The following is a 19163-nucleotide window of genomic DNA, read 5'->3' on the forward strand; positions in this document are numbered from 1 at the left end:
TGCTGATTCTAATCGAAATTCGGGTGTAAAATTAGGGCGTATTCTTTTAGTCATAGTGTCACCTATTAAATTATGAGGTGATGATATCACCTCTAACTAGGTGGCCAAATTTAATGTACCACTACAAGATAAGGCCAATCAACTTGAACGCTAGAGCGTAGATAGGCTTTAGTGCCTATCTACATTTTTTATCGCTCAATATCGGCGGCTTTTTCTATGACTTTTTCAGTGTGTTTTTCTTTATCTTGATAAATCTTGCGATCTAGCTTTCTCTGAGCGCCATCTTGGACTTGCTTGATGTGACGACTGCTAACCTCTACCCCTTTGTGTTTAATGGCGTCAGTGAGGCTCTTAGCACCAAAATCAATATCACTTGCCGTCATGACAAAAACATCAGGTTCGTGATGCTTCAAATTCTGCTTTGTTTCTTTATCACCAAAGACCAGTAATACTTTATCGGCAGGTTTTTGCTCTAAGGCGGCTTCTAATAATGTGTCTGTTTTGCTGTCATCAAGGTGCTGTATAACAGATTGCTCACTGATTGAAGCAAGAAGACGTTTATCGTCATCTTGATGTTGAGCGTCAGCCATATAAAATATTCCATTGTGAATATCTTGATAGTTATCGCCTAAATCTGTGTCGCTAACAAACGTACATAAGAACGGTTCATCATTATGATTAAGTGAATATACCATTGCATCTTTTGCAAGCTCATTGATGTGTTGTTCAACTTCAATGTGTTGCTGCTCTTCGGTAAGTTCATGTTCGAGTGTGCGTTCAAAGTCCAACACGTAATTCGTGATCTGTTCTGCATCACTGGCAGCCCTTGTAATTTCGGTAGGGTCATCTTGTAGGACTTTAACCCAAGATTTAACGTAAGCAGCATGTCTTTCCGTCTCAGGCGCGATCCCTGTTTCTTGAGCTATCATTAAAGATGCTATCTCAGCCCTTAATTCTTCTTTAGCATAACTTTCACTACCGAAGCGGCCTGATAAATCTCTATCAAGCCTATTTTGATTGCCTGTCCAATGGCCTAATTCGTGAAGTGCTGTCGCATAATACTTTTCTTGCGTTGGGAACGCGGATTCAGAAGGGAGGTGAATTTGGTCTCGTACAGGGCTATAAAAGGCACTGTCAGCTTGATCATGAATAATTTCTGCTTTGGACGCTTGAAGTATTGCCTCTGCTCGTTCGTTCTTATCCCATGTTATTTCAGGGGCTTGATAAGGCTCTAATCCATCAATTTGTTCAGCGTTAAACACGCGGGCTGAAAATGCTCTAGGTTTACTCAGATTAACCGTTACCTTTTCTTTTTCGCCCTTGTCATTTTCAACCCACTTTGTCTCTTTGAATTTATAGTGAACAATCTCCGTTGATTTTTCATCTTTTTTAACTTGAGCACCTACCGACTGTGCTTGCTTATACGTCATCCAGCGCGGATCTTCATATTCATTTTCAATCTGCGTGGCTTGTAGGTAGATTGCATTTCCCCCTTTGTAACGATTACCTGTAATACCATTATGAGGTAAGCCGCTAGGGTGGTCTGAATCCCACGGCTTTTGCCAAGGGGCAGTTCCAGCTTCGATTTGTTTAATGATTAGGTTAGCTATTTTTTCTGCATGTGTTTCTTGAGGTTTATCTTTACTCTTGGCCATGTTCGACCTCGTAATCTTCTTCTGTCATTGGATCATCATCAAGAACGGCACCCATTTCAGCGAGTTCTTCCATTGTAAACTCGACGACGGCATGAGAAAGGACGGCTTGTTGTCGTTGCTGAAAATTCATGTCATTAATTGTGACAGTGTGACGTTTTTTAGGGGGTGTCATAGATATCTCCTAGATCAATAATGGTTTGTACATAACTGATTGCGTTAACGGGGCGTTTTGAGTTGGTTGGCTTGAATAATGCTGATTGCTTGCTTGCTTGCTGCTATCAATTTTTAAGGCGCGTTGATAAACGTCATAGAGAATGGTTGAACCAACACGGAAGTTAGAACAATGGTCGAACATATCAGTAATAGAAACGCGATAGTGTGAGGGGGTTCTACTGTTCATTTGTGTTAATCCAAGATCGACAGAATGACTCAACAAAGCTAAGTTTGCCGTAATTCATTGTGTGTTCCTTGGTATATTTAGGGCCTTAAGCAATTCTGATCTAAATGCCCTAAATTTATTGATTTTTTACTTGGTAGGTACAAGCTGATAAACGTGACTCATGATAAGAAATATTTCTCGCCCATAGAAAGAATGCTTTTATTGCGATAAGTATTCTCTTTATTTAGTAGATTAATAAAATATTGGTGGTCAAATTCTATAACTTGCCGATATATTTCATGACCATCGTCATTAGTAATAACTAAGTCGATAGTTTCATCTAAGTGTTCTTTATTCATCTTTCTCGTATGATTTTCAAAACAAAAACAGGGATTTATTGCCCGTTCTTTTGAATTTAACGTGAAATATTTATCTTCAAAGATAGCATCTGGATATTCTCTAGATATGGCTGATCTTATATTCTCATTCATTATTGATTTATAACGAAGGGACGTTGAGCGAGAGAAGTAACCAAAAATCCACGGAACATTCATCACTGTAGCCCCTGCATATAGCCATCCTTCAGCTCTCTTATACCGAATAACCATCTCTTCTAATTGATTATTACTTATATTTATCCCTATGGATTTTGATAATATAAACCAAACACGATCAAGGCTTTCAGATAAGATATGTAGAATACGAGAGGGAACTTTGCTCGTTTTTGAATGCTTTGTTCCCTTTGTCAGGCTTCTTTTTCCAGAATAAGGACAGTTTTCATAGGCTTCTCTATCAAGGATACCCAAATTATCCAACTGTTTATAAAGATAGTGACGACCATGTGGCTCACGATCTTCTTTGGTCTGAATTTCCCCTGTCTCAGTATTTAATTCGGTCTCATTTGCGTGTAGACCAATAATTGTGATCGTATTGTCACAAGCTGGACAAATAGCCAAATGTGATTCATCTCGGCCATTCAGCGATTGATACCAGGGGCCTTGTTGTTTTGTCTCTTTTTCAAAAATCTCCCTTGTTATTTCAATGCAATTTGTATCGTTAAGGCGAAGTTTGAATACGTCCATCTAAATGAATCTCCACGGAATAACGTTTAGTAATCTCAAGCCACCAAGCCCCGTCAATAGGAGGTATATGGTGGGTATATTCAGCTATTTTCAAGCATTGTAGCAACGTATTCATATCGATGAATATAGGCGAACCATTATAAAGTAATTCAAATTGAGGCCGGCTATCAGGTAATTGAGATAATGTGGTATCAATTTTTGAATTTGGTAATGGTGATGTTTTTGTATTGGTCTGTTTTTTAGGGGGTGTCATAGATATCTCCTAGATCAATAGTGGTTTGCGCATAACTAATTGCGTTAGATGTTTGTTTTGAGTTCGTTGGTTGTTTTGAGTTCGTTGGTTGTTTTGAATAATGCTGACCACGGGTATATTTACGAACGTACCCGTTTTTAAACCCGTAGCGCATATTGCCTGTGTTGTAGATGCTTAATGCTTTGAGGAGTGCTGATTGCTTGTTGCTATCAACTTTTAAAGCGCGTTGATAAGCATCGTAAAGAATGGTTGAACCAACACGGAGGTTGGTACAAGGGTCGAACATATCAGTAATAGAAACGCGATAGTGTGAGAGGTTTCTACTGTTCACTTGTGTTAATCCCAGATCGACAGAATGACCCAGCGCGATATAGTGCTTGGCAAGTGTAATGGCTTGCTTTTTAGATGTTGGCTGACGATATTTGGGGCGTGGTTTACCTTTAATGATATTGACGTTAATCGCGAATGGATCACCGCCAGATTCATTGCGGATGACACTTTGTAACGTTGTAGCGTGAACATCATTGATACATTCGATGTAGGGAGTGACATCGAACATTATTATCTATCCTATTTAACCGTATCGTAATTCGGCTTACCTTGTTTTTCAAATAGCGTTGTTTTACATGTTGGATAGCCACTGCACCCATAAAAATAAGAAGCTTTCCCTTTAATCACTTTTCCTTTTCTTCGGATTAAGGGCTTGTCACATTTAGGGCATAAATGCTCGCTAAGTGTAACCGGCTTTTTTATGGCCATGTTGGGTTTGCCTGCTTTGTCGGGGAACGTTGTTTTACAATCAGGGTAATGATTGCAGCCCCAGAAATACCCCGTTCCGCCTTTACGTTTACGTAAAAACCCCACCTTACAAACAGGGCAAGCCATCGCATTTGCGGTAATATTGATGCCATGATCTTTTAGGTGAACAATGCGTTCATGAATATAACGATCAACATCTCCAATGAATGCCTCGACGGTCAGTTTACCTGCTTTAATTTGGGCTTGTTTTTCAGCCCACATTGCTGAAATGTTGGGTTTGATGACGTCACTTGGTAGTGCCGTACAAAACTCTTGGCCTTGTTTGGTGGTCTTCCAAACCTGCTCTTTATAGCCTTTCTCTTTTTCAATCGTAATGAGGTTTGTATTTGCCGCCAGTTTTTCTAAGATGCTTGCACGCGTGGCTTCTGTACCAATACTGCCTTGGTCGCTACCGCCCTCGTCTTTAGCTTCGAGTGCTTTACGTAATTCAGGGTTATCATCAATGAACTTAGCTGCGCGTGTCATGGCTGCAAGTAGGCTTGCTTCTGTGAAGTATTTAGGGGGCTGTGTTTTCTTCTTCTCAATATCAGTTTGAGAACAAGCACCCTCATCATTAAAACTCAAGGTACTTAAATCAACATCTTTAGGCTTCGTTAGTTCTTCTTTGTCCGATTGTCGGTGTAAGGTTTCCCATCCTCGCTGAACTAAAATGCTTTGCGTTGCGGTGAATGTATCGCCTGTTATATCAAACAATACTTTGGTTTTATCTCTGATTGAATCAGGATAAAACAAGCCAATAAAATGTATCGCAACTAATGCGTAAACATTTTTCTCTTCATTTGATAATGTCAGCGTAGAGCCGTCTTTGTTCGTTGGGGCAATAGCGTGATGCGCTTCGATTTTAGACGCATTAAATGCTTTGTGTTTAATGGCTATATCCATATTTAAACACGCGTCAGCGAATGATGGTGCAGTTTGTGCGATTGATTTTGCCAAGTCAGCGGCTTGATAAAAATGTTCATCGGATAAATAACGGCTATCTGTTCGCGGGTAGGTCAGTAGCTTATGCGTCTCATACAATTTTTGCATGATGTCTAGCGTCTTAGAGGCGGAGTAACCGAACTGCTTTGCGCATAATTGTTGAAGTGTTGATAGATTAAGAGGCAATGGCGGCTTAGTGTTTTCTGGTTTTGTCATTGCCAGTGTCACTAAGGCTGATTTATCGCTAACACGTTGCGCTATATTCTTTGCATTGGCCTCTGAAATAATGCGTTTCTTTTCATCTAGCTGGTCGTGTTCTGTTGGTTGATACTGAGCTTTAACGTGATGGCCATTAACATCAATGACCGCATGAACATTGTAATAGAAACTTTCAGTGTGGTTGTGGTTTGCTAATGTTCGCGTATTAACAAGCCCAAGTACTGCACTTTGAACACGGCCTACATTCAACACGCCATCAAATCCTTTTTCTCTTCCTTTCAATGTACAACCACGGGTTAAGTTATACCCGAAACTTTGATCGGCAAGTGAACGGGCTAATGCACTTTGCGTCATACCTTGAAATTGTTCATTTGGTAATAAGTTAGCAAGGGCTTTTTTAACAGGGGCTAAGTTAAGATCAGCAACTAATAAGCGTTTTACAGACTTCTTATTATTGGCATACCCCAATATTTCATCTATGAGCAAGCAACCTTCTTCGTCAGGATCGCCAGCATGAACAATCGACTCTGCTTTGCTTATGAGATCTAAGATAATACTCAATTGTTTTTTGCTTTCAGGCTTGGGTTTTAGTTGAGGTGGTATATGGGTTTTGATCGGGAGGTCATCAAATTGCCATGATGCATATTTTGAATCGTAATCTTGTGGGTCAAAGGGTTCGAGCATATGGCCATAACACCATGTAACCGCATCATTTCCATGTTGGAAATAGCCGTTGAGTTTTTCTGTTTTCGGATCGCCATTTAAGCCTTCAAAAATGGCTTGAGCGAGGGATGGTTTTTCAGCGATAAATAAGCGCATGATATATTCCTTAATATGATGTTGAGGGAATGATATGAAATAGAGGAAGCTGATTTTTTGGGAGGTAAATTCGTAGTATTTACTTTATCGCTATCTACTCGTTAGATGCCAATTGGGGTATTTCAGATTTTCTGCTTAAACATTGATGGTTTAAGTACGCTTGGTCTGCAAATCAGAATAGAAAGAAAGACTTTTCATTGTATATCTAATAATTTTGCTAACTTAGATAATGAATTATTACCTTCTGCTAGCTTTCGTAGTTGTTTTACTCCACTTCTATATTCATGTCCGCAGGTGCCACAAACAAAGCAACCTTTGATTGGATCGAAGTGCCCGCTTGGGTGATCACATACTAATTTGGTAGAACCGCAATATTTACACGCTGTTGCGGATAGCCCTGCATCATCGTTGGGCAATATAACTTTATTACAATCTAAGCATTTTTGAGGCATATTTAGCTTCCATTATATTTTCTGCTTGAACGTTGATGGTTTAAGTACGCTTGGTCTAGGGCACATGTTTTTGGACGGATCTTTTTCATTAAATGCTTTGCCATTTTGGAGCAGATACAAATATTGGAAATAATCATCTTGGTATCGAGCGTGAGACTCATGCCAAAAACATTGCTCATTGAAAAAGTGAGTGTTTGTGTCTACCGCGTTAATAAGCGATCTATGAGCGGTTAGATGTTGGATAACATCTCCTAGTTGTTTTGGTTTAATTTTTCCGTTAGAACGCCATCCTATAATGTTCATAACACGAACGAATATTGACGTTGTTATATGTACTTTTGATAAGCAGGAAGGGCGAGGTCTGACGTACGGAAATTGTGCCGTGAATTTTGAGGGGTAAATGCACTCAATAACTTGGTGTCCCATTCGTAGGTAATAAAGATAAACCAAGTAATCATCTTGTTTCTGGGCGATCTCTTTATAGGTTTGATATTCAAGTTTAGAAAAAAAACCCGTGTTTTTTTCGATGTCCTCTATCAGTTCTCGGTGTTCATCCAATCGTTTAGCGACATGATAAGCAAAATCCAACTGTTTCACATCAATGTTTGATCTTTTATGTATCGTCTTCATTTGCCTCTTCCATAACGTACATATCATGATAACAAGTCAGCTCTATTTGATTTGCTCCGTTGCTTTTCCATTCGATGACGAGCTGTAAAAGTTCGTCATAATCATTACCGAGGTTATCTAATACTTTTTTAAAATCGGATAATGAGGGGATGGCTTTTAAGAGTAATGTACTGTCTAGTTTTCCCTCGATACAGTGAAGCGTTTCATTCACTATTTCTAAAGATTGATGACGCTTCAAGTCAGCAAGAAATTGGCGAGGAGTGTTGACTATAAAGATCGCTTGAAATAGTGGTTCGCCAAGAAAACAACCACGGATCTCAATCGGATAATCTGTATTAATTGCTTTATAGGGGTCGATGAGTGATACCGTGTCGAGATAATGCTGTAATGCTTTATCTCTGATTAAGTTAGCCATATTAATATTCCTAGAATCAGTGTGCGGCTCGCCTTATACACATACCCACAAGGTCGCTGCGATCGTTTTAATGTCTTCACTCCCCTATGGATATGTGCATAAGGCTATTGGGTTATGGTGTCCAAATTGGCATGATATGACCGATAATATTTGTGGCGGGTACAGCACCGTAGTAGCGACTGTCAAAGCTGACGGTCGGTAGGTGATCTGAAATCACAAAGACGTGGTTTTTCTCGATAGTGAAATTGCTTAATTGAGGTAATGGTCGATGTTCGCCATCTTCTTTTAAAAGATAGGTGCGATCTAACTTATGGCCGTTAATGTGTATGGTGTGGTTAAACGTTATTTTATCGCCACTGGTGCCAACGATACGCTTCATAACGGGGGTTACACCGCCGTCACATGTACCAAATTTCAAGTAACCTCGGTTTTTTGCCATTTGAATTGCGGCATTATTGGGTGGGCAAAATAAAACTAAATCCCCTTTTTGATAGGTTGTGCTTGATTGGGTTAAACGGTAAAGACCAGGGGGATAAGAAATACTTTCGTTCCAACGATAACCGATGCTAAACCCAATGGCTGCAAACCCTACGGTAACAGAGGCAAGGCCAATCAACAGGCCAACTATCTTTTGATTATTCGTCATCCTCCCCCCAAATAGGTTTATTGAGTAACGCAACTTGATCGGCGACGTTGGGGGCGATCATTTTACCGCCTGCACTGGAGTGACGTTGCTTAAATACAGGATCGATAAACCATAAAATTTGAGTACCAAACACAGGTGGAAAACCTGCCGCAAAAATAAGCATCTTGCCTGCCTTTTTTATCATTCCGTGTTCGTCTTTGAGTGGCGCGGGTAAACGTAGACATTCATCGGGAGTAAGCAGTGGACGGCTTTTCTCATTGATCGAATAACTGACGTTATCAGTCATGCCTGAACGCTTTCCTGATACCGTGGTTGATATTTCAGCAACGGTCATTGTTCCCGTCATTTTCGATAATAATTCTGCGGTTTCCATTTTGTTGGGCGCATAAGCAATACGGATATGACAATTCGACATGATGGTTTCTTGTTTACCGTAAGCCTTATAAAGTTGTTCAGTATCTTGAACAATCAAATAAATCTTAATGCCGTAGCCCCCCACATAAGCGATGGAATCCTCAAGGGCTTGTAACCGTCCCATTGAGGTGAATTCATCCATCATCATTAATAGGCGATGTTTAGGTTTATCTAACGTTTCAGTTGCGCGTTTTAAGATTAATGTGAACAACATCCGTGATAAAGGCTTGAGTCGTTCAATATCATTGGGTCTTGTGACTACATATAACGAAAGCGGCTTATCATCATTGCGGAGTTGATCAATGGTGAAATCGCTGTGTTTAGTGTTCTTTGCGACAACAGGATCTAAGAATAAGTTAAATGCAGCCGATGCCGTTGAGATGATACTTGCTAATTCGCGATCGGCTTTTTTGTACATATCAGCCGCAATTTGAAGCACAAGTGGGTGAGTATCAGCTTTATCTAAACTGATTAACTCGTCCATGTCTTCTTTTGTAAATGCCACTTCTTCTTGTTCGCTGTTCTTGTCCATGTGAGGGAATGTCATCATTTTTGAAAACATGGCGTAGATATCTAATGTGTCAGGATCTTTGAGGTTTTCGCCTAAATCAGCAAGACTCGCCATTTCCCCCGTGTGTGCTGATTTGTAGCGGTTGTGAATGATAAGGGCAGTAATTAATGAGTACGCTTGCTGTTTAAAGTGATCTTTAGAAATATCGTCTCCATTGGGATTAGACAGCATAAGGGCAATATTTTGAGCGTCTGAGACTTCATAACCATTAGTTGTGAACCGCCCATTAACCGGCGCGTTTATTCTTACTTCTTCTAATGCATTAAAACCGACTGATTCAGGTCGAGCAGGATCAAATAACAATGAAATGTTGCCGCCTTGCGTACTGCGCCAGCCTGCGGTTTCCGAATAAAGCTCACCTTTAATATCAAGTACCAACGCTGATCCTTGCCAGCTCAACAACGTAGGTAAGACCAAGCCCACGCCTTTACCCGAACGGGTAGGGGCGAAACACAGAATATGCTCAGGGCCATTGTGTCGTAAGTAATGCATTTGGATAGCACTCGCTAGAGGATTGAGTTTTGTTGCCCCTATTTTTTCTTCCCACCCTCCGACATAAACACCATCCCCCGTGAGTAAAGACGCTTGCTCAATGTCTTCTTTGACGGCAAAAGCGGCAGTACCCGCCGAGGTTTTATTGCCTTGTGGTTTTTTGGCAAAGTACATGATCATTGATATGCCTCCACCCATCACCGCGAGTACAACTAAAAATCCTATCCATATTTGACGAAAGAAGTCTTTATATTCAGGGTATTGAATCGCCCATAACATCCATGAAAAAGGGTTTCTCGGTGTCCAATGAGGCCAACCGAATTGTTGTGCAACGTACTCAGTGGCCGCGATATTTAATAATGTCGCTAAACATAAGAAGAGAATGAGATAGCCAAGCCGCTTAATCAGCGGCAAGCCATGTTTTTTCTCTTGATAGCCAAAAGGTTTATTGTTCATCGTTCACCTTCAAACGTAATAACAACGCGTCGGTTTTGTTCTCTTCCCCACAAATACATGTTGGTTGCGACAGGGTTTTGTTCGCCTTTTCCTTGTATGAGGTATCTATGCTGTGGGGCTTTTTGTTTTAAGTACCGCTTAACAGATTGCGCCCTTTGCTCAGATAAACGTTGGTTATAGGAAATCCTTCCCCGACTATCGGTATAGCCTGTGATGGTGATAGTTTTTACTGGGCTAGATTGCAGCGTGTTGATTAAGCCGTTAAGAGCGGTAGTGTTCGTAATGTGGTAGCTATCAAACCCAAATAATGCTTGAGAGCGCAATGTTTGTGTTTTGATGGTTGTAGGCTGAGAAAGAAGAGGGGATGGAGGTGCTTTGGTTATCGGTTGGGTTAGTGTGCTTGATATGTGAATTTTCTGATGGTCTAAGTGCGTCGCGTAAGCCTCTGTTCTAATATAAGAGGCTTGCGCTAATGCAGGCCATGCAAGACTAAGCATGACCCCAATAACGGTATATTTCATTTGTTGTTAATCCATTAAATAGGGTGGTATGGCTGCAAAATAACGTCTTTATTCAGCATGACATTAAACTTGTAACCGTTTCGGATTTTGATAGTAGGTTGTACATCGAGGTTTTTTTCAATCAGTGTTGAGCCTGTTTCTGCAAATTGCTCTGCTACTCCATTACTGACGGATTCAGCAGTTGTATTATCATCACTGTTATTGTCACTTACCCCCGCTTCGGTTGCGCCTGTGATCATGCCGAGAATGAATGCGTTACCGAATATTTTCCAATAATGGTGGTCAACTTGATCTTCAAAGCCAGCATAACCTTGTGCGTCAATCCCCCCCATTCCATCGAGTTCAAGGGTTGTACCGTCAGGGTAGTTAACGCGAGTCCATGCCATGAGTAATCGATCTTGACCGTATGAAACGTTGCTGTCATAAACCCCGTACAGTTTCGCGCCTTGCGGCAGCAATAAATGGCTACCTGTTGCGCTGTCATACACATTCTGGCTGACAGAGGCAATCACTTGACCTGGCAAGTCGGAGTTGATACCGCTTATCAGCGTGGCAGGAATAACCGTCCCTACCTTTAATTCATACGGGCTTAACGGCTGTTCACGGCCTTGTAATAAGTACGTATTGCTGTGCTTTTCCTTAGCAAACGCCATTTTTGACGCTTGGTTATTGGGATCATTCTCAGCAAGAATTTGCGGTTGTTGAGGCAGGTTGGGTACTGATGCCTGTTGAGGGGGAGAGCCATTAGGGCTATCGTCTTTCATATCAACATTGACGCTTGATTGAGCCGTTAACGCCGCTTGAAATTGTTGCTCCTTGAGTTGACGAATACGTGTTTGCTCGCGCTCAGTATTTAAACGCTGTTTTCTATCAACTTCGGACTCTTGAGGTTGAGCTGGCGAAGTCAGTAATGGTGCCTTTTCATCAATAGTCGTTTTGGGTGATGTGAGTGTGGGTAATGATGCTGATGGGGTGATTCGGTTTTTATCGGGTGCTTGATTTAATATTTCATTCATCCCTCCATTGCTACTGTCACTTCCACTGTTTGATGCTTCTGTTTGGATTGATGCTGTTTGTTCATCGACTGTTTTATGTTGGCCTTTTTGTGAAATAATATAGACCGTAAACATCAGCAGCAAAAAAATCCCAGCGATAATGATACCCAGTAGTTTTTTAGAGATGCCGCCCCCTAAAAAACCTTTTTTGGGATCGGCACTTGTGGTTAAGCCATTAGGTGAGTGTTCATTCATGCTTCACCCCCTCAAAATTAGCCGTACTCACTAATGGGGCTAATATGCCATTTTCTACAATCCAGATACGCTGAAAGTGAACCTCACCCACATCAATTTCAATGAAAAATTGAGTCTTATTCAGTGCGTCTAAATGATAACGTAATTGTCGATATTGGGATTGATTGTTGATAGCAACCCCCATGCCTTGTGAGCGTAATGATTGCTCTAAGGAGGCGGCAAAGACATTGTTAGGATCATGAGGAAAATCAAAAACAGCACGCGCATAAAAGCGTTTTTTTAACTCTTTTGCCACACTGTCTGTTATTTGTTTCGCGTGGGATTGAGTCAGTGAAACATTGTTAACATTGCCACCAATATCAACTAATGGGTTCGCGCATCCAGTGAGTAAAAGAAGGACACTAAAAAAGAGGTTTTTCATCATTTGCCCTTATAGGTAATTAACACGGATTGTTGATCGCTACCCACACCCATAATCAACACAATTTGTTTCGCTAATTGGTCAACAATGAACTTATTGTCCCGATAGCGATAATTCACAATTTCTTTTTTGCCTGCATTAACAACAAGTAAAGAGGGTAACTCGCCAGCGTTAATAGAAGAGGGCATTTCAATAATGGTTTTTACACTGTTGTTGTAAACCCGAAGCGGTTTAAATGCCCCACGGCCTGACACGGCATAATTAAAGTCGAGGTTATCAATATTTAATCCGTTCCCCAGCGTTTTTTCAGCAATGTGTTGCTGTTGAGTATCGTAATAGCTATCCCATTCGGCTTGCACCTCTTCAGGATAATCAAAGTTAATGGTCGGCATCCAGTCATGCGACCGTGATGATAGGCCAATGTTATAAGTGCGCTTGTTGGTTGTGATCACCATTGTTGTGTTTAAGCCCACATCAGAGGGTTTAACAATAATGTGAGTGATTTGCTTTGCTCCCTCGCCAGAGATTGCAGGACTCACAACCCATCGAACACTGTCACCAATATTGACGCCTTTTTTAGTGATCCGCTCTCCTGCTTGCAGTTGAATGTCACAGGTTTTGAGTGGGGCACATACAACTTGAGGCATGGTTGTCCCGTAAAAATAGGTGACGGAGCCATCACCTTGCGTAATAGGTCGAGATGTACCGTTGATCCATTTTTTGGCTAAAGCGAGTCCGTGTTTCTCTTTAGCGGTTAAAGCCTGATTTTGGCCGAGTAATGGTGAGGACATATCCGATGTATTAATCGCGGGTACAGATTGCGCGCACACGTTCGCGCTGACGATCAATAAGATCGGCAGTAATTTATTCATAATAAAATCCGAGTGTTAGTGAGAAATAACTACATCATTGAATGTTTTGATGTAAAAACCGAGGGGGTTATTGTGAATAGCGGCTTTTGACGTTGGGGGGATATCATAGGTGTTTAGCGTTGCTTTATAACGTTGCTTAGATAATTGCAGCCCAGTGGTACTGTTTGTGGCTGTTTCATCCCATTCAGCTTGATAAGTGTTTGGTGATAAAGGTAAAACAGCAACAACTTTGACTTTAACTAATTCCGTTTCTGCACGTTCAAACGGATTTTGTTGCTTAAATTGTGCGGTTATTTGTAAGTATGCTGGATCACCTGAGCGCAAATGACTATAGGCTTTTCGGACCATGCTTTTCTGCGCTTCAACATCAATATAAACAGTTCGTACTTCTTCTATAAAGTTCTCAATTTCCGTGACTTTAAAACGTTCAATTTCGGTTTCTTTTAGTTTATTTAAGGGGGCAATAGGTAAAACACTGTCGCCTTGTAAAGCGATGCCATAGGGTTCTATTTTACTTTGAGCACCAATGTAACCGACACCAACAACGGCACACACCGCAATAAACATAGAACTAAAGGCCGCGAGTTTCCAATTATGCGCTTGGCTTAATGTACTGCCTATTCGTTCATCCCATTCGTGTTTTGCTCTTAGGTACATCAGTGATTGTTCATCGAGATGAACATTACTCGTCTTGTTTTTTGTCTTTTTCATGATGCTCACTCGCTTGCATTATATTGTCTCTAAAATTATTGGGATCATTACCGTCATCAACGACTAAGTGCTTGCTTAACCTTTCATGAATGGCTTGATAGTCGGGAGTTTGACTATCAATTTTACTTTTTTCAGCATGTTGTGACATGTGAGTAGCGGCTCTTGCCATGTGGCGACCAACCGAACTTTGCTCCGCAGCCGCATGTAAAACCCCTTTTGTGACCCCTCCTGCTACTTTCGCTGTTGCTTTAGCGGTTGTCACTGCCGCTTGCTTAAGCTTTGATTGTTGATATGCCTTACCATCATCACCTTTACCTGTATCTGCTCCCTGATTATTTGGGGCGGTATTATCTGAGTGGGGGTTATCAACGTGAGGACTTGAAGTAGTGGACGTATTTGAAGAAGAGGCATTATTTTCAGCTTGTTTGGCTAAGTGAGTTTCATAGGCTTCCCCATTATCACCCTCACCTGTGTCTATCCCGCCTTGACTGTTCGGTGTTGTATTATCAGCATTGGATGATGAATCAGTATCACCCAATCCCGCCACTTTGCTTGCCGCGACTACACCTGCACCGCTGGCTAACAGGGCAGCACCCGCCGCCGCTCCTACAATCCCTCCTCCTGCGGATTGAACACCTCCACCCGCCATAGTGAATCGACCTGATGCTAATGATGCTGCAATTTGAGGTATTTCACGCATCATGCCAGCAAAAACAATACAGACCCCGATTAGGGATAAATAATCAATATTAGAACTGTCAGCATCAATTGATGTTCCCCAATCTTGTATAAAGGAGTAACCAATAATGAAAATGAGTTGCATGACCAACATTTTAAAAGCAATGCCGAGTACCGCAGTAAAGTAATTTAGTGCGTGTTCTTTTGTCCATTCGCTCCCAAGAAATCCCATAGCTACAATGCCGCCAGAGACCGTGATGTAACCAGAAACGATGAGGATGGTCATTTCCATTGCCATCATTGCAAAGCAGATTAATATAATTAAAGCGGATAAAAAGAATATCAATGAACTAACAGGTTTAATTAATGATGACTTGCTCCATGCAATAGAGATTATATTCATTCCTAACTCAAAGACATTACTGGGACTGAATGTAACAGTGCTCCCTGATATTTTTGACCCAACTTCAACAAATGAGTTTATTAATATTCGCGCCAAATCGGGGGCAGAATTAAATAGCCAAATTGCGACCCCAATAGTAATGGCTCTGCGAGTCAGTTCTGCAATGACATCAACTAATCCAGTTCCCTCCTTGATAGCCATTTGACTAAATTGCCATACCATTGAGATTGTCAGCAACGCGCCAAATAACCCTAGTGTGAGGTTCTGTATTATGGGTTCCCATGCGGTGGCTTTATCGTGAAAGGCTTGAATGATTTTATCGAGGGAGTTATCTTGCGCAACTTCTGCGGCGTGGGTGAAAGAAGAAAAAAGGGCTATAAAAGCCCCTTGCATTATCCGTGAATAATATCGGTTTGATGACATTGTAATTTATCCCATTCAGCTTTTATTTCACTGTACTTACGAGTCCCTTTTCCCATACTTGCGTCAGTTCCTTGATTTTGTAACTGAGTGCAACGTTCTTTTTTCGCTTGCGCAGGATCAGAACACCCAACTAATAAAGCGGGAACAAGAAAAGCGGTTAAAATGATGAATTTTTTCATGATGATTTCTCTTTGAGTTATTACCAGAGCTTTGACCAGTCCTTACCGTTATGAATATTGGTTTTCAATTCATCAGGTGAAGCGATCATGGCATCGGTGGCGGCTTGACGTTGCTCTTGTTTCTCAGAGGCTAACGCCATATTAGTTGCTGTCATTTGAATATCGGTTTGCATCAATGTTTGCATTTTTTGTAGCTGACGTGTGGTTTGAGCTGCGATCTCATTACCCGCTTGTGCCACGGTTAATGCGCCTGTTGATGCACTAGAATTTTGCTGCAATTGAGTAATCGTGGTTTCGTCTTCTTCTTGAATACGCGCCATTTCTTGTGCGACTTTTAAAGACGACTTAGCCGTATCTCGCATCGTATCACCCCATTCTTTGTATTTCTGCGTCATTTCTCTATTTGTTTGCTCTTGTCCTGCCCATCCCTCATAACCTTTAAATCTTTCGTTCCAAGTGGAATTAAGATCATAAAGTGAGTAACTGAGTGCTTGACCTTCTCGTGCAATACGACCTAATTTGTCTATTTGATTTAAAGCATCTCCCCAGTTGTGTTGTTTTAAATTCTTGAGATTCTCAAATTGATAAGCAATAGACTGTGCTTCATTTTGTAATGACTTAACTGAGTTCAGTGTTTGTTTTACTGTTTCCAAATAAGATTGCGCTTGTTTTGTATTAGCTGCGGCCATTTGCCATGTGTTTGCGCAGTTCGCACAGAAAAGGGCGTAGCTGTGGGTGCTAAATAACGAAATAACAGCCACAAAAAAAATTTTTTTCATAAGATCCTCTGAATTTAATATTTAACCTTTTTAAGATCGAGCCACGGCAGATACCATGCATCACCGTATTCATTGATGGTTTGTTTTAGCTCTGCCAATTCTTCCTTATCGGATACCCCCACAAAGGCGAGGGCTAATGGATTTAAGGCAAGATCAAATAATCGACTGCCTTCTGGTGTAAATGCGTAATATTGACGCTTGGGACGACCATTCTTGATGATTTCAATTTGTCTGCTATTAAGCCCAAATTGACTGTATATTTCAGCGAACTGCTCGGCTTTGGCGTTAGGAAGAAATATTTGAGTGGGGCATGATTCGATTAGTACATCTAACATACCGCTTTTTACTGCATCGGTCAGAGATTGCGTTGCCATCATCACAATACAATTTGCTTTACGTAATACCTTTAACCACTCCTTGATCATTTCTCTGAAAACGGGGTGAGAAAGCGCAATCCATGCTTCATCAATAATAATCATCGATGGCTGGCCTTTTAAGGCGCGTTCAATTTTTCGAAAGAGATAAAGCAGAACCGGTATCAGATCTTTATCACCGCGATTCATTAAAGATTCAATTTCAAAGACCTGTAAATGACTCAGTTCTAATGAATCTTCTTCTGCATCAAGTAAGTCACCACACCGACTGCCCGTTGTGTAATAAACAATGGCTTCTTTAATGGCATCATCTTGAACCATTGCTACAAATTCACTGAGTGTCTTGATCCCCTTTCCAGTCATGCGCTTTAACGCTTCATTGATTTTAGAACGCATGGCCGGGGTAACCGTCACATCTTGCAAGACTAATAGTTGCTCGATGTATTGCTCACACCATTCAAAATCATTATCGAGATCGGCTAATGGCGCAAAGCTAGGGCTATTGTTATCACCTCCAATATCAAAATGTTTACCACCACACTGACTGATGGCATACATGGAGTTGCCTTTATCAAAGGCAAATAATGATGCGTTGGAATAACGCATAAATTGAGCGGCAATCGTTGCAAGTAGTGTCGATTTACCTGCACCTGTCGGACCGAAAACCAAAGTATGGCCTAAATCGTTAACGTGTAGATTAAATCGGAAGGGGGTATTCCCTTCTGCATTGCAATACATTAAAGGGGGGGAGTTCTCAGGATAAAATGGGCAAGGGCATTTTTCATTCCCCGTCCAAATCCCAGCTAACGGTGATAAGTGACTAAGATTCATGGTACTAATGAGCGGCTTTCTAACATTATGTAATGAATCTGATGGCAATGTGCCGAGAAAGGCTTCAACTGCGTTGACGGTTTCGATGCGACACGTAAACCCCATGATATTACGCAGACACTTTGTTACTTCATCTGCTGCCAGCTCAAGTTTTTCTATCTCGGTATGACGTAAAACAATCGTTGTTGTGTAATGGCCATATTGAATATCACCTTTTGATACGGCGGTCATTGCACTCTTATATTGATTAACCATATCAAGTGCATCATCATCTTGTGCTGGATTATTGGTTTTAAGCAATTTGTCTTTAAAAGAGATAACCTTCTGTTTCCACTTGTTTTGTTCTTTATTCAAAAGCTCAATAGCTTGAGCTGCATCAAAATGACAAAAGCGAGAATGCCAGCGATACTCAACATTTAAGTAATCTAATGCACTTAACATGTTTGGGTGCCCGAAGTTAGGGAACCCATCGATGGATATACAACAAATATACGCCTGATCTAACTTAGGTTTTAAGCCCGTCCAAAAATCGTATGTCCCTAAATAGCTGTCTAAGTACATAGGCGTGTGAGGGAGTGTAATAGGTTGCCATTGACCTATAATCGTAAAGTTGATGAAACTCAAAAAATCGTCTTGCCATTCACCCCGCTTATTTTTAGCGTTTAAGCGTTCGACTTGTAGAAAAGTGTCGAGCATCCCTTGTAGCTCAACTAGCTTGTTTTTGAATCTCCCTAGATTACGTGTTGCTGGACTTGCCCGATCAATTTCGCTTTCGTCAAACACGAGTTCAGTAATTTTTGATAGATTTTTAGAGGGGGGCATATAGGTAATAGTAAGTACATACCGTGATTCGAACTTATTACCACCCTCTTCGAAAAAGAATCGTCGGCTATCATCTATCATTTTAAAAACAGCGTGAGGGAAGTGTGAGCCTTCAGGGGCGGAATACGTTGATGCTACTGAGCGTATGGCATCTATTTGAGTCATATACCCCGTTCCTAATGAGGCAAGGGTTTGGTTCATTCTATTAGCGATGTGATTTCGTTCGGAGGCGGTAGAACTACTAATATCGAGTCCTCTGTATAAAAATCCTGCTGAAAAAGAGCCATCTTTATTAACGATAATGCCATCATCAACCATGGCAGCGTAATTGAGTAAATCAGAGAAACCTTTGTGATGGTTTCGAAATGTTTTTAACGGGATCATTTTACTTTCCCATAATGTTTCATGCCGTGAGCGGCATAAAAGCGTTGATAACGCGCATATAAAGTATAAACCTTGGACATTCGGGGATCTGCACTTGCCATCAATCGATAAACGGGCAGCAATGCTGTCCACAAAATCATGCCGACTATTGCAGCAATGACATTCTGTAAAATAACAATTAAGACAAGACAGAAAAGGGAGGTAACAAGCACTAACTCTCGTTCACCTCCCAGGAATAAATGACTTCGATTAAACTTAAATATGCGAACATGTTGTAATTGTTCGCTCATTG

At 41.0% G+C, this 19163-nt stretch carries 21 protein-coding genes; all 21 read right to left on the reverse strand.

The genetic code is table 11. The annotated features are described in order from the left end of the window. Positions 1-188: 188 nt before the first annotated feature. The 21 genes from C9I86_RS12915 to trbD all read right to left on the reverse strand — a co-directional run bounded on the left by C9I86_RS12915 (position 189) and on the right by trbD (position 19161). Positions 189-1655: an ArdC family protein gene (locus C9I86_RS12915; RefSeq protein ID WP_107276555.1), complete on the reverse strand. Its 1467-nt coding sequence runs from the start codon at positions 1653-1655 to the stop codon at positions 189-191. Beyond that, positions 1642-1827, reverse strand: a complete 186-nt coding sequence (locus tag C9I86_RS12920) for a hypothetical protein (protein ID WP_107276556.1) — start codon at positions 1825-1827, stop codon at positions 1642-1644. The genes C9I86_RS12915 and C9I86_RS12920 overlap by 14 nt, the downstream gene beginning before the upstream one ends. Before the next feature lie 9 nt (positions 1828-1836). Next, a complete protein-coding gene (locus C9I86_RS12925) occupies positions 1837-2055 on the reverse strand; it encodes a hypothetical protein (RefSeq protein WP_107276557.1) in 219 nt (72 codons plus the stop codon). A gap of 158 nt (positions 2056-2213) precedes the next feature. Continuing rightward, positions 2214-3116: a hypothetical protein gene (locus C9I86_RS12930; protein ID WP_107276558.1), complete on the reverse strand. Its 903-nt coding sequence runs from the start codon at positions 3114-3116 to the stop codon at positions 2214-2216. Further along, entirely contained in the window at positions 3091-3369 is a 279-nt protein-coding gene (locus tag C9I86_RS12935) for a hypothetical protein (RefSeq protein WP_107276559.1), read from the reverse strand. Before C9I86_RS12935 ends, C9I86_RS12930 begins: the two co-directional genes overlap by 26 nt. Then, positions 3356-3928: a lytic transglycosylase domain-containing protein gene (locus tag C9I86_RS12940; protein ID WP_107276560.1), complete on the reverse strand. Its 573-nt coding sequence runs from the start codon at positions 3926-3928 to the stop codon at positions 3356-3358. Before C9I86_RS12940 ends, C9I86_RS12935 begins: the two co-directional genes overlap by 14 nt. A gap of 11 nt (positions 3929-3939) precedes the next feature. Then, positions 3940-6147: a DNA topoisomerase 3 gene (locus tag C9I86_RS12945; protein WP_107276561.1), complete on the reverse strand. Its 2208-nt coding sequence runs from the start codon at positions 6145-6147 to the stop codon at positions 3940-3942. A gap of 464 nt (positions 6148-6611) precedes the next feature. Then, positions 6612-7229: a hypothetical protein gene (locus tag C9I86_RS12955; protein ID WP_107276563.1), complete on the reverse strand. Its 618-nt coding sequence runs from the start codon at positions 7227-7229 to the stop codon at positions 6612-6614. After that, positions 7213-7644, reverse strand: coding sequence for a hypothetical protein (locus tag C9I86_RS12960; RefSeq protein WP_107276564.1), 432 nt, complete (start codon positions 7642-7644; stop codon positions 7213-7215). The genes C9I86_RS12955 and C9I86_RS12960 overlap by 17 nt, the downstream gene beginning before the upstream one ends. 112 nt (positions 7645-7756) lie before the next feature. Further along, positions 7757-8290: a conjugative transfer signal peptidase TraF gene (gene traF, locus C9I86_RS12965; RefSeq protein WP_107276565.1), complete on the reverse strand. Its 534-nt coding sequence runs from the start codon at positions 8288-8290 to the stop codon at positions 7757-7759. Continuing rightward, a complete protein-coding gene (locus C9I86_RS12970; RefSeq protein WP_107276566.1) occupies positions 8280-10223 on the reverse strand; it encodes a type IV secretory system conjugative DNA transfer family protein in 1944 nt (647 codons plus the stop codon). Before C9I86_RS12970 ends, traF begins: the two co-directional genes overlap by 11 nt. Beyond that, entirely contained in the window at positions 10220-10744 is a 525-nt protein-coding gene (locus C9I86_RS12975; protein ID WP_107276567.1) for an OmpA family protein, read from the reverse strand. The genes C9I86_RS12970 and C9I86_RS12975 overlap by 4 nt, the downstream gene beginning before the upstream one ends. Before the next feature lie 14 nt (positions 10745-10758). Further along, positions 10759-11994 carry a TrbI/VirB10 family protein gene (locus C9I86_RS12980; RefSeq protein ID WP_107276568.1) on the reverse strand — a complete coding sequence of 412 codons (1236 nt, stop codon included), beginning with the start codon at positions 11992-11994 and terminating at the stop codon, positions 10759-10761. Continuing rightward, positions 11987-12415 carry a hypothetical protein gene (locus tag C9I86_RS12985; RefSeq protein WP_107276569.1) on the reverse strand — a complete coding sequence of 143 codons (429 nt, stop codon included), beginning with the start codon at positions 12413-12415 and terminating at the stop codon, positions 11987-11989. Before C9I86_RS12985 ends, C9I86_RS12980 begins: the two co-directional genes overlap by 8 nt. After that, entirely contained in the window at positions 12415-13287 is an 873-nt protein-coding gene (gene trbG / locus C9I86_RS12990; RefSeq protein WP_107276570.1) for a P-type conjugative transfer protein TrbG, read from the reverse strand. The genes C9I86_RS12985 and trbG overlap by 1 nt, the downstream gene beginning before the upstream one ends. Positions 13288-13302: 15 nt before the next feature. Beyond that, positions 13303-13998 carry a type IV secretion system protein gene (locus C9I86_RS12995; protein WP_199190790.1) on the reverse strand — a complete coding sequence of 232 codons (696 nt, stop codon included), beginning with the start codon at positions 13996-13998 and terminating at the stop codon, positions 13303-13305. Then, positions 13970-15502 carry a P-type conjugative transfer protein TrbL gene (gene trbL, locus C9I86_RS13000; protein WP_107276571.1) on the reverse strand — a complete coding sequence of 511 codons (1533 nt, stop codon included), beginning with the start codon at positions 15500-15502 and terminating at the stop codon, positions 13970-13972. Before trbL ends, C9I86_RS12995 begins: the two co-directional genes overlap by 29 nt. Continuing rightward, positions 15472-15681 carry a hypothetical protein gene (locus tag C9I86_RS13005; protein ID WP_107276572.1) on the reverse strand — a complete coding sequence of 70 codons (210 nt, stop codon included), beginning with the start codon at positions 15679-15681 and terminating at the stop codon, positions 15472-15474. Before C9I86_RS13005 ends, trbL begins: the two co-directional genes overlap by 31 nt. A 20-nt stretch (positions 15682-15701) precedes the next feature. Further along, on the reverse strand, positions 15702-16460 hold the full coding sequence (trbJ, locus tag C9I86_RS13010; protein WP_107276573.1) for a P-type conjugative transfer protein TrbJ: 759 nt from the start codon (positions 16458-16460) through the stop codon (positions 15702-15704). 14 nt (positions 16461-16474) lie between these two features. Then, positions 16475-18871, reverse strand: a complete 2397-nt coding sequence (locus tag C9I86_RS13015; protein WP_107276574.1) for a conjugal transfer protein TrbE — start codon at positions 18869-18871, stop codon at positions 16475-16477. Beyond that, a complete protein-coding gene (trbD, locus tag C9I86_RS13020; RefSeq protein ID WP_107276575.1) occupies positions 18868-19161 on the reverse strand; it encodes a conjugal transfer protein TrbD in 294 nt (97 codons plus the stop codon). Before trbD ends, C9I86_RS13015 begins: the two co-directional genes overlap by 4 nt. Between the last annotated feature and the right edge of the window lie 2 nt (positions 19162-19163).

Origin of the sequence: Photobacterium sp. NCIMB 13483 (genome assembly GCF_003025475.1) — a bacterium.
GTDB lineage: Bacteria > Pseudomonadota > Gammaproteobacteria > Enterobacterales > Vibrionaceae > Photobacterium > Photobacterium piscicola.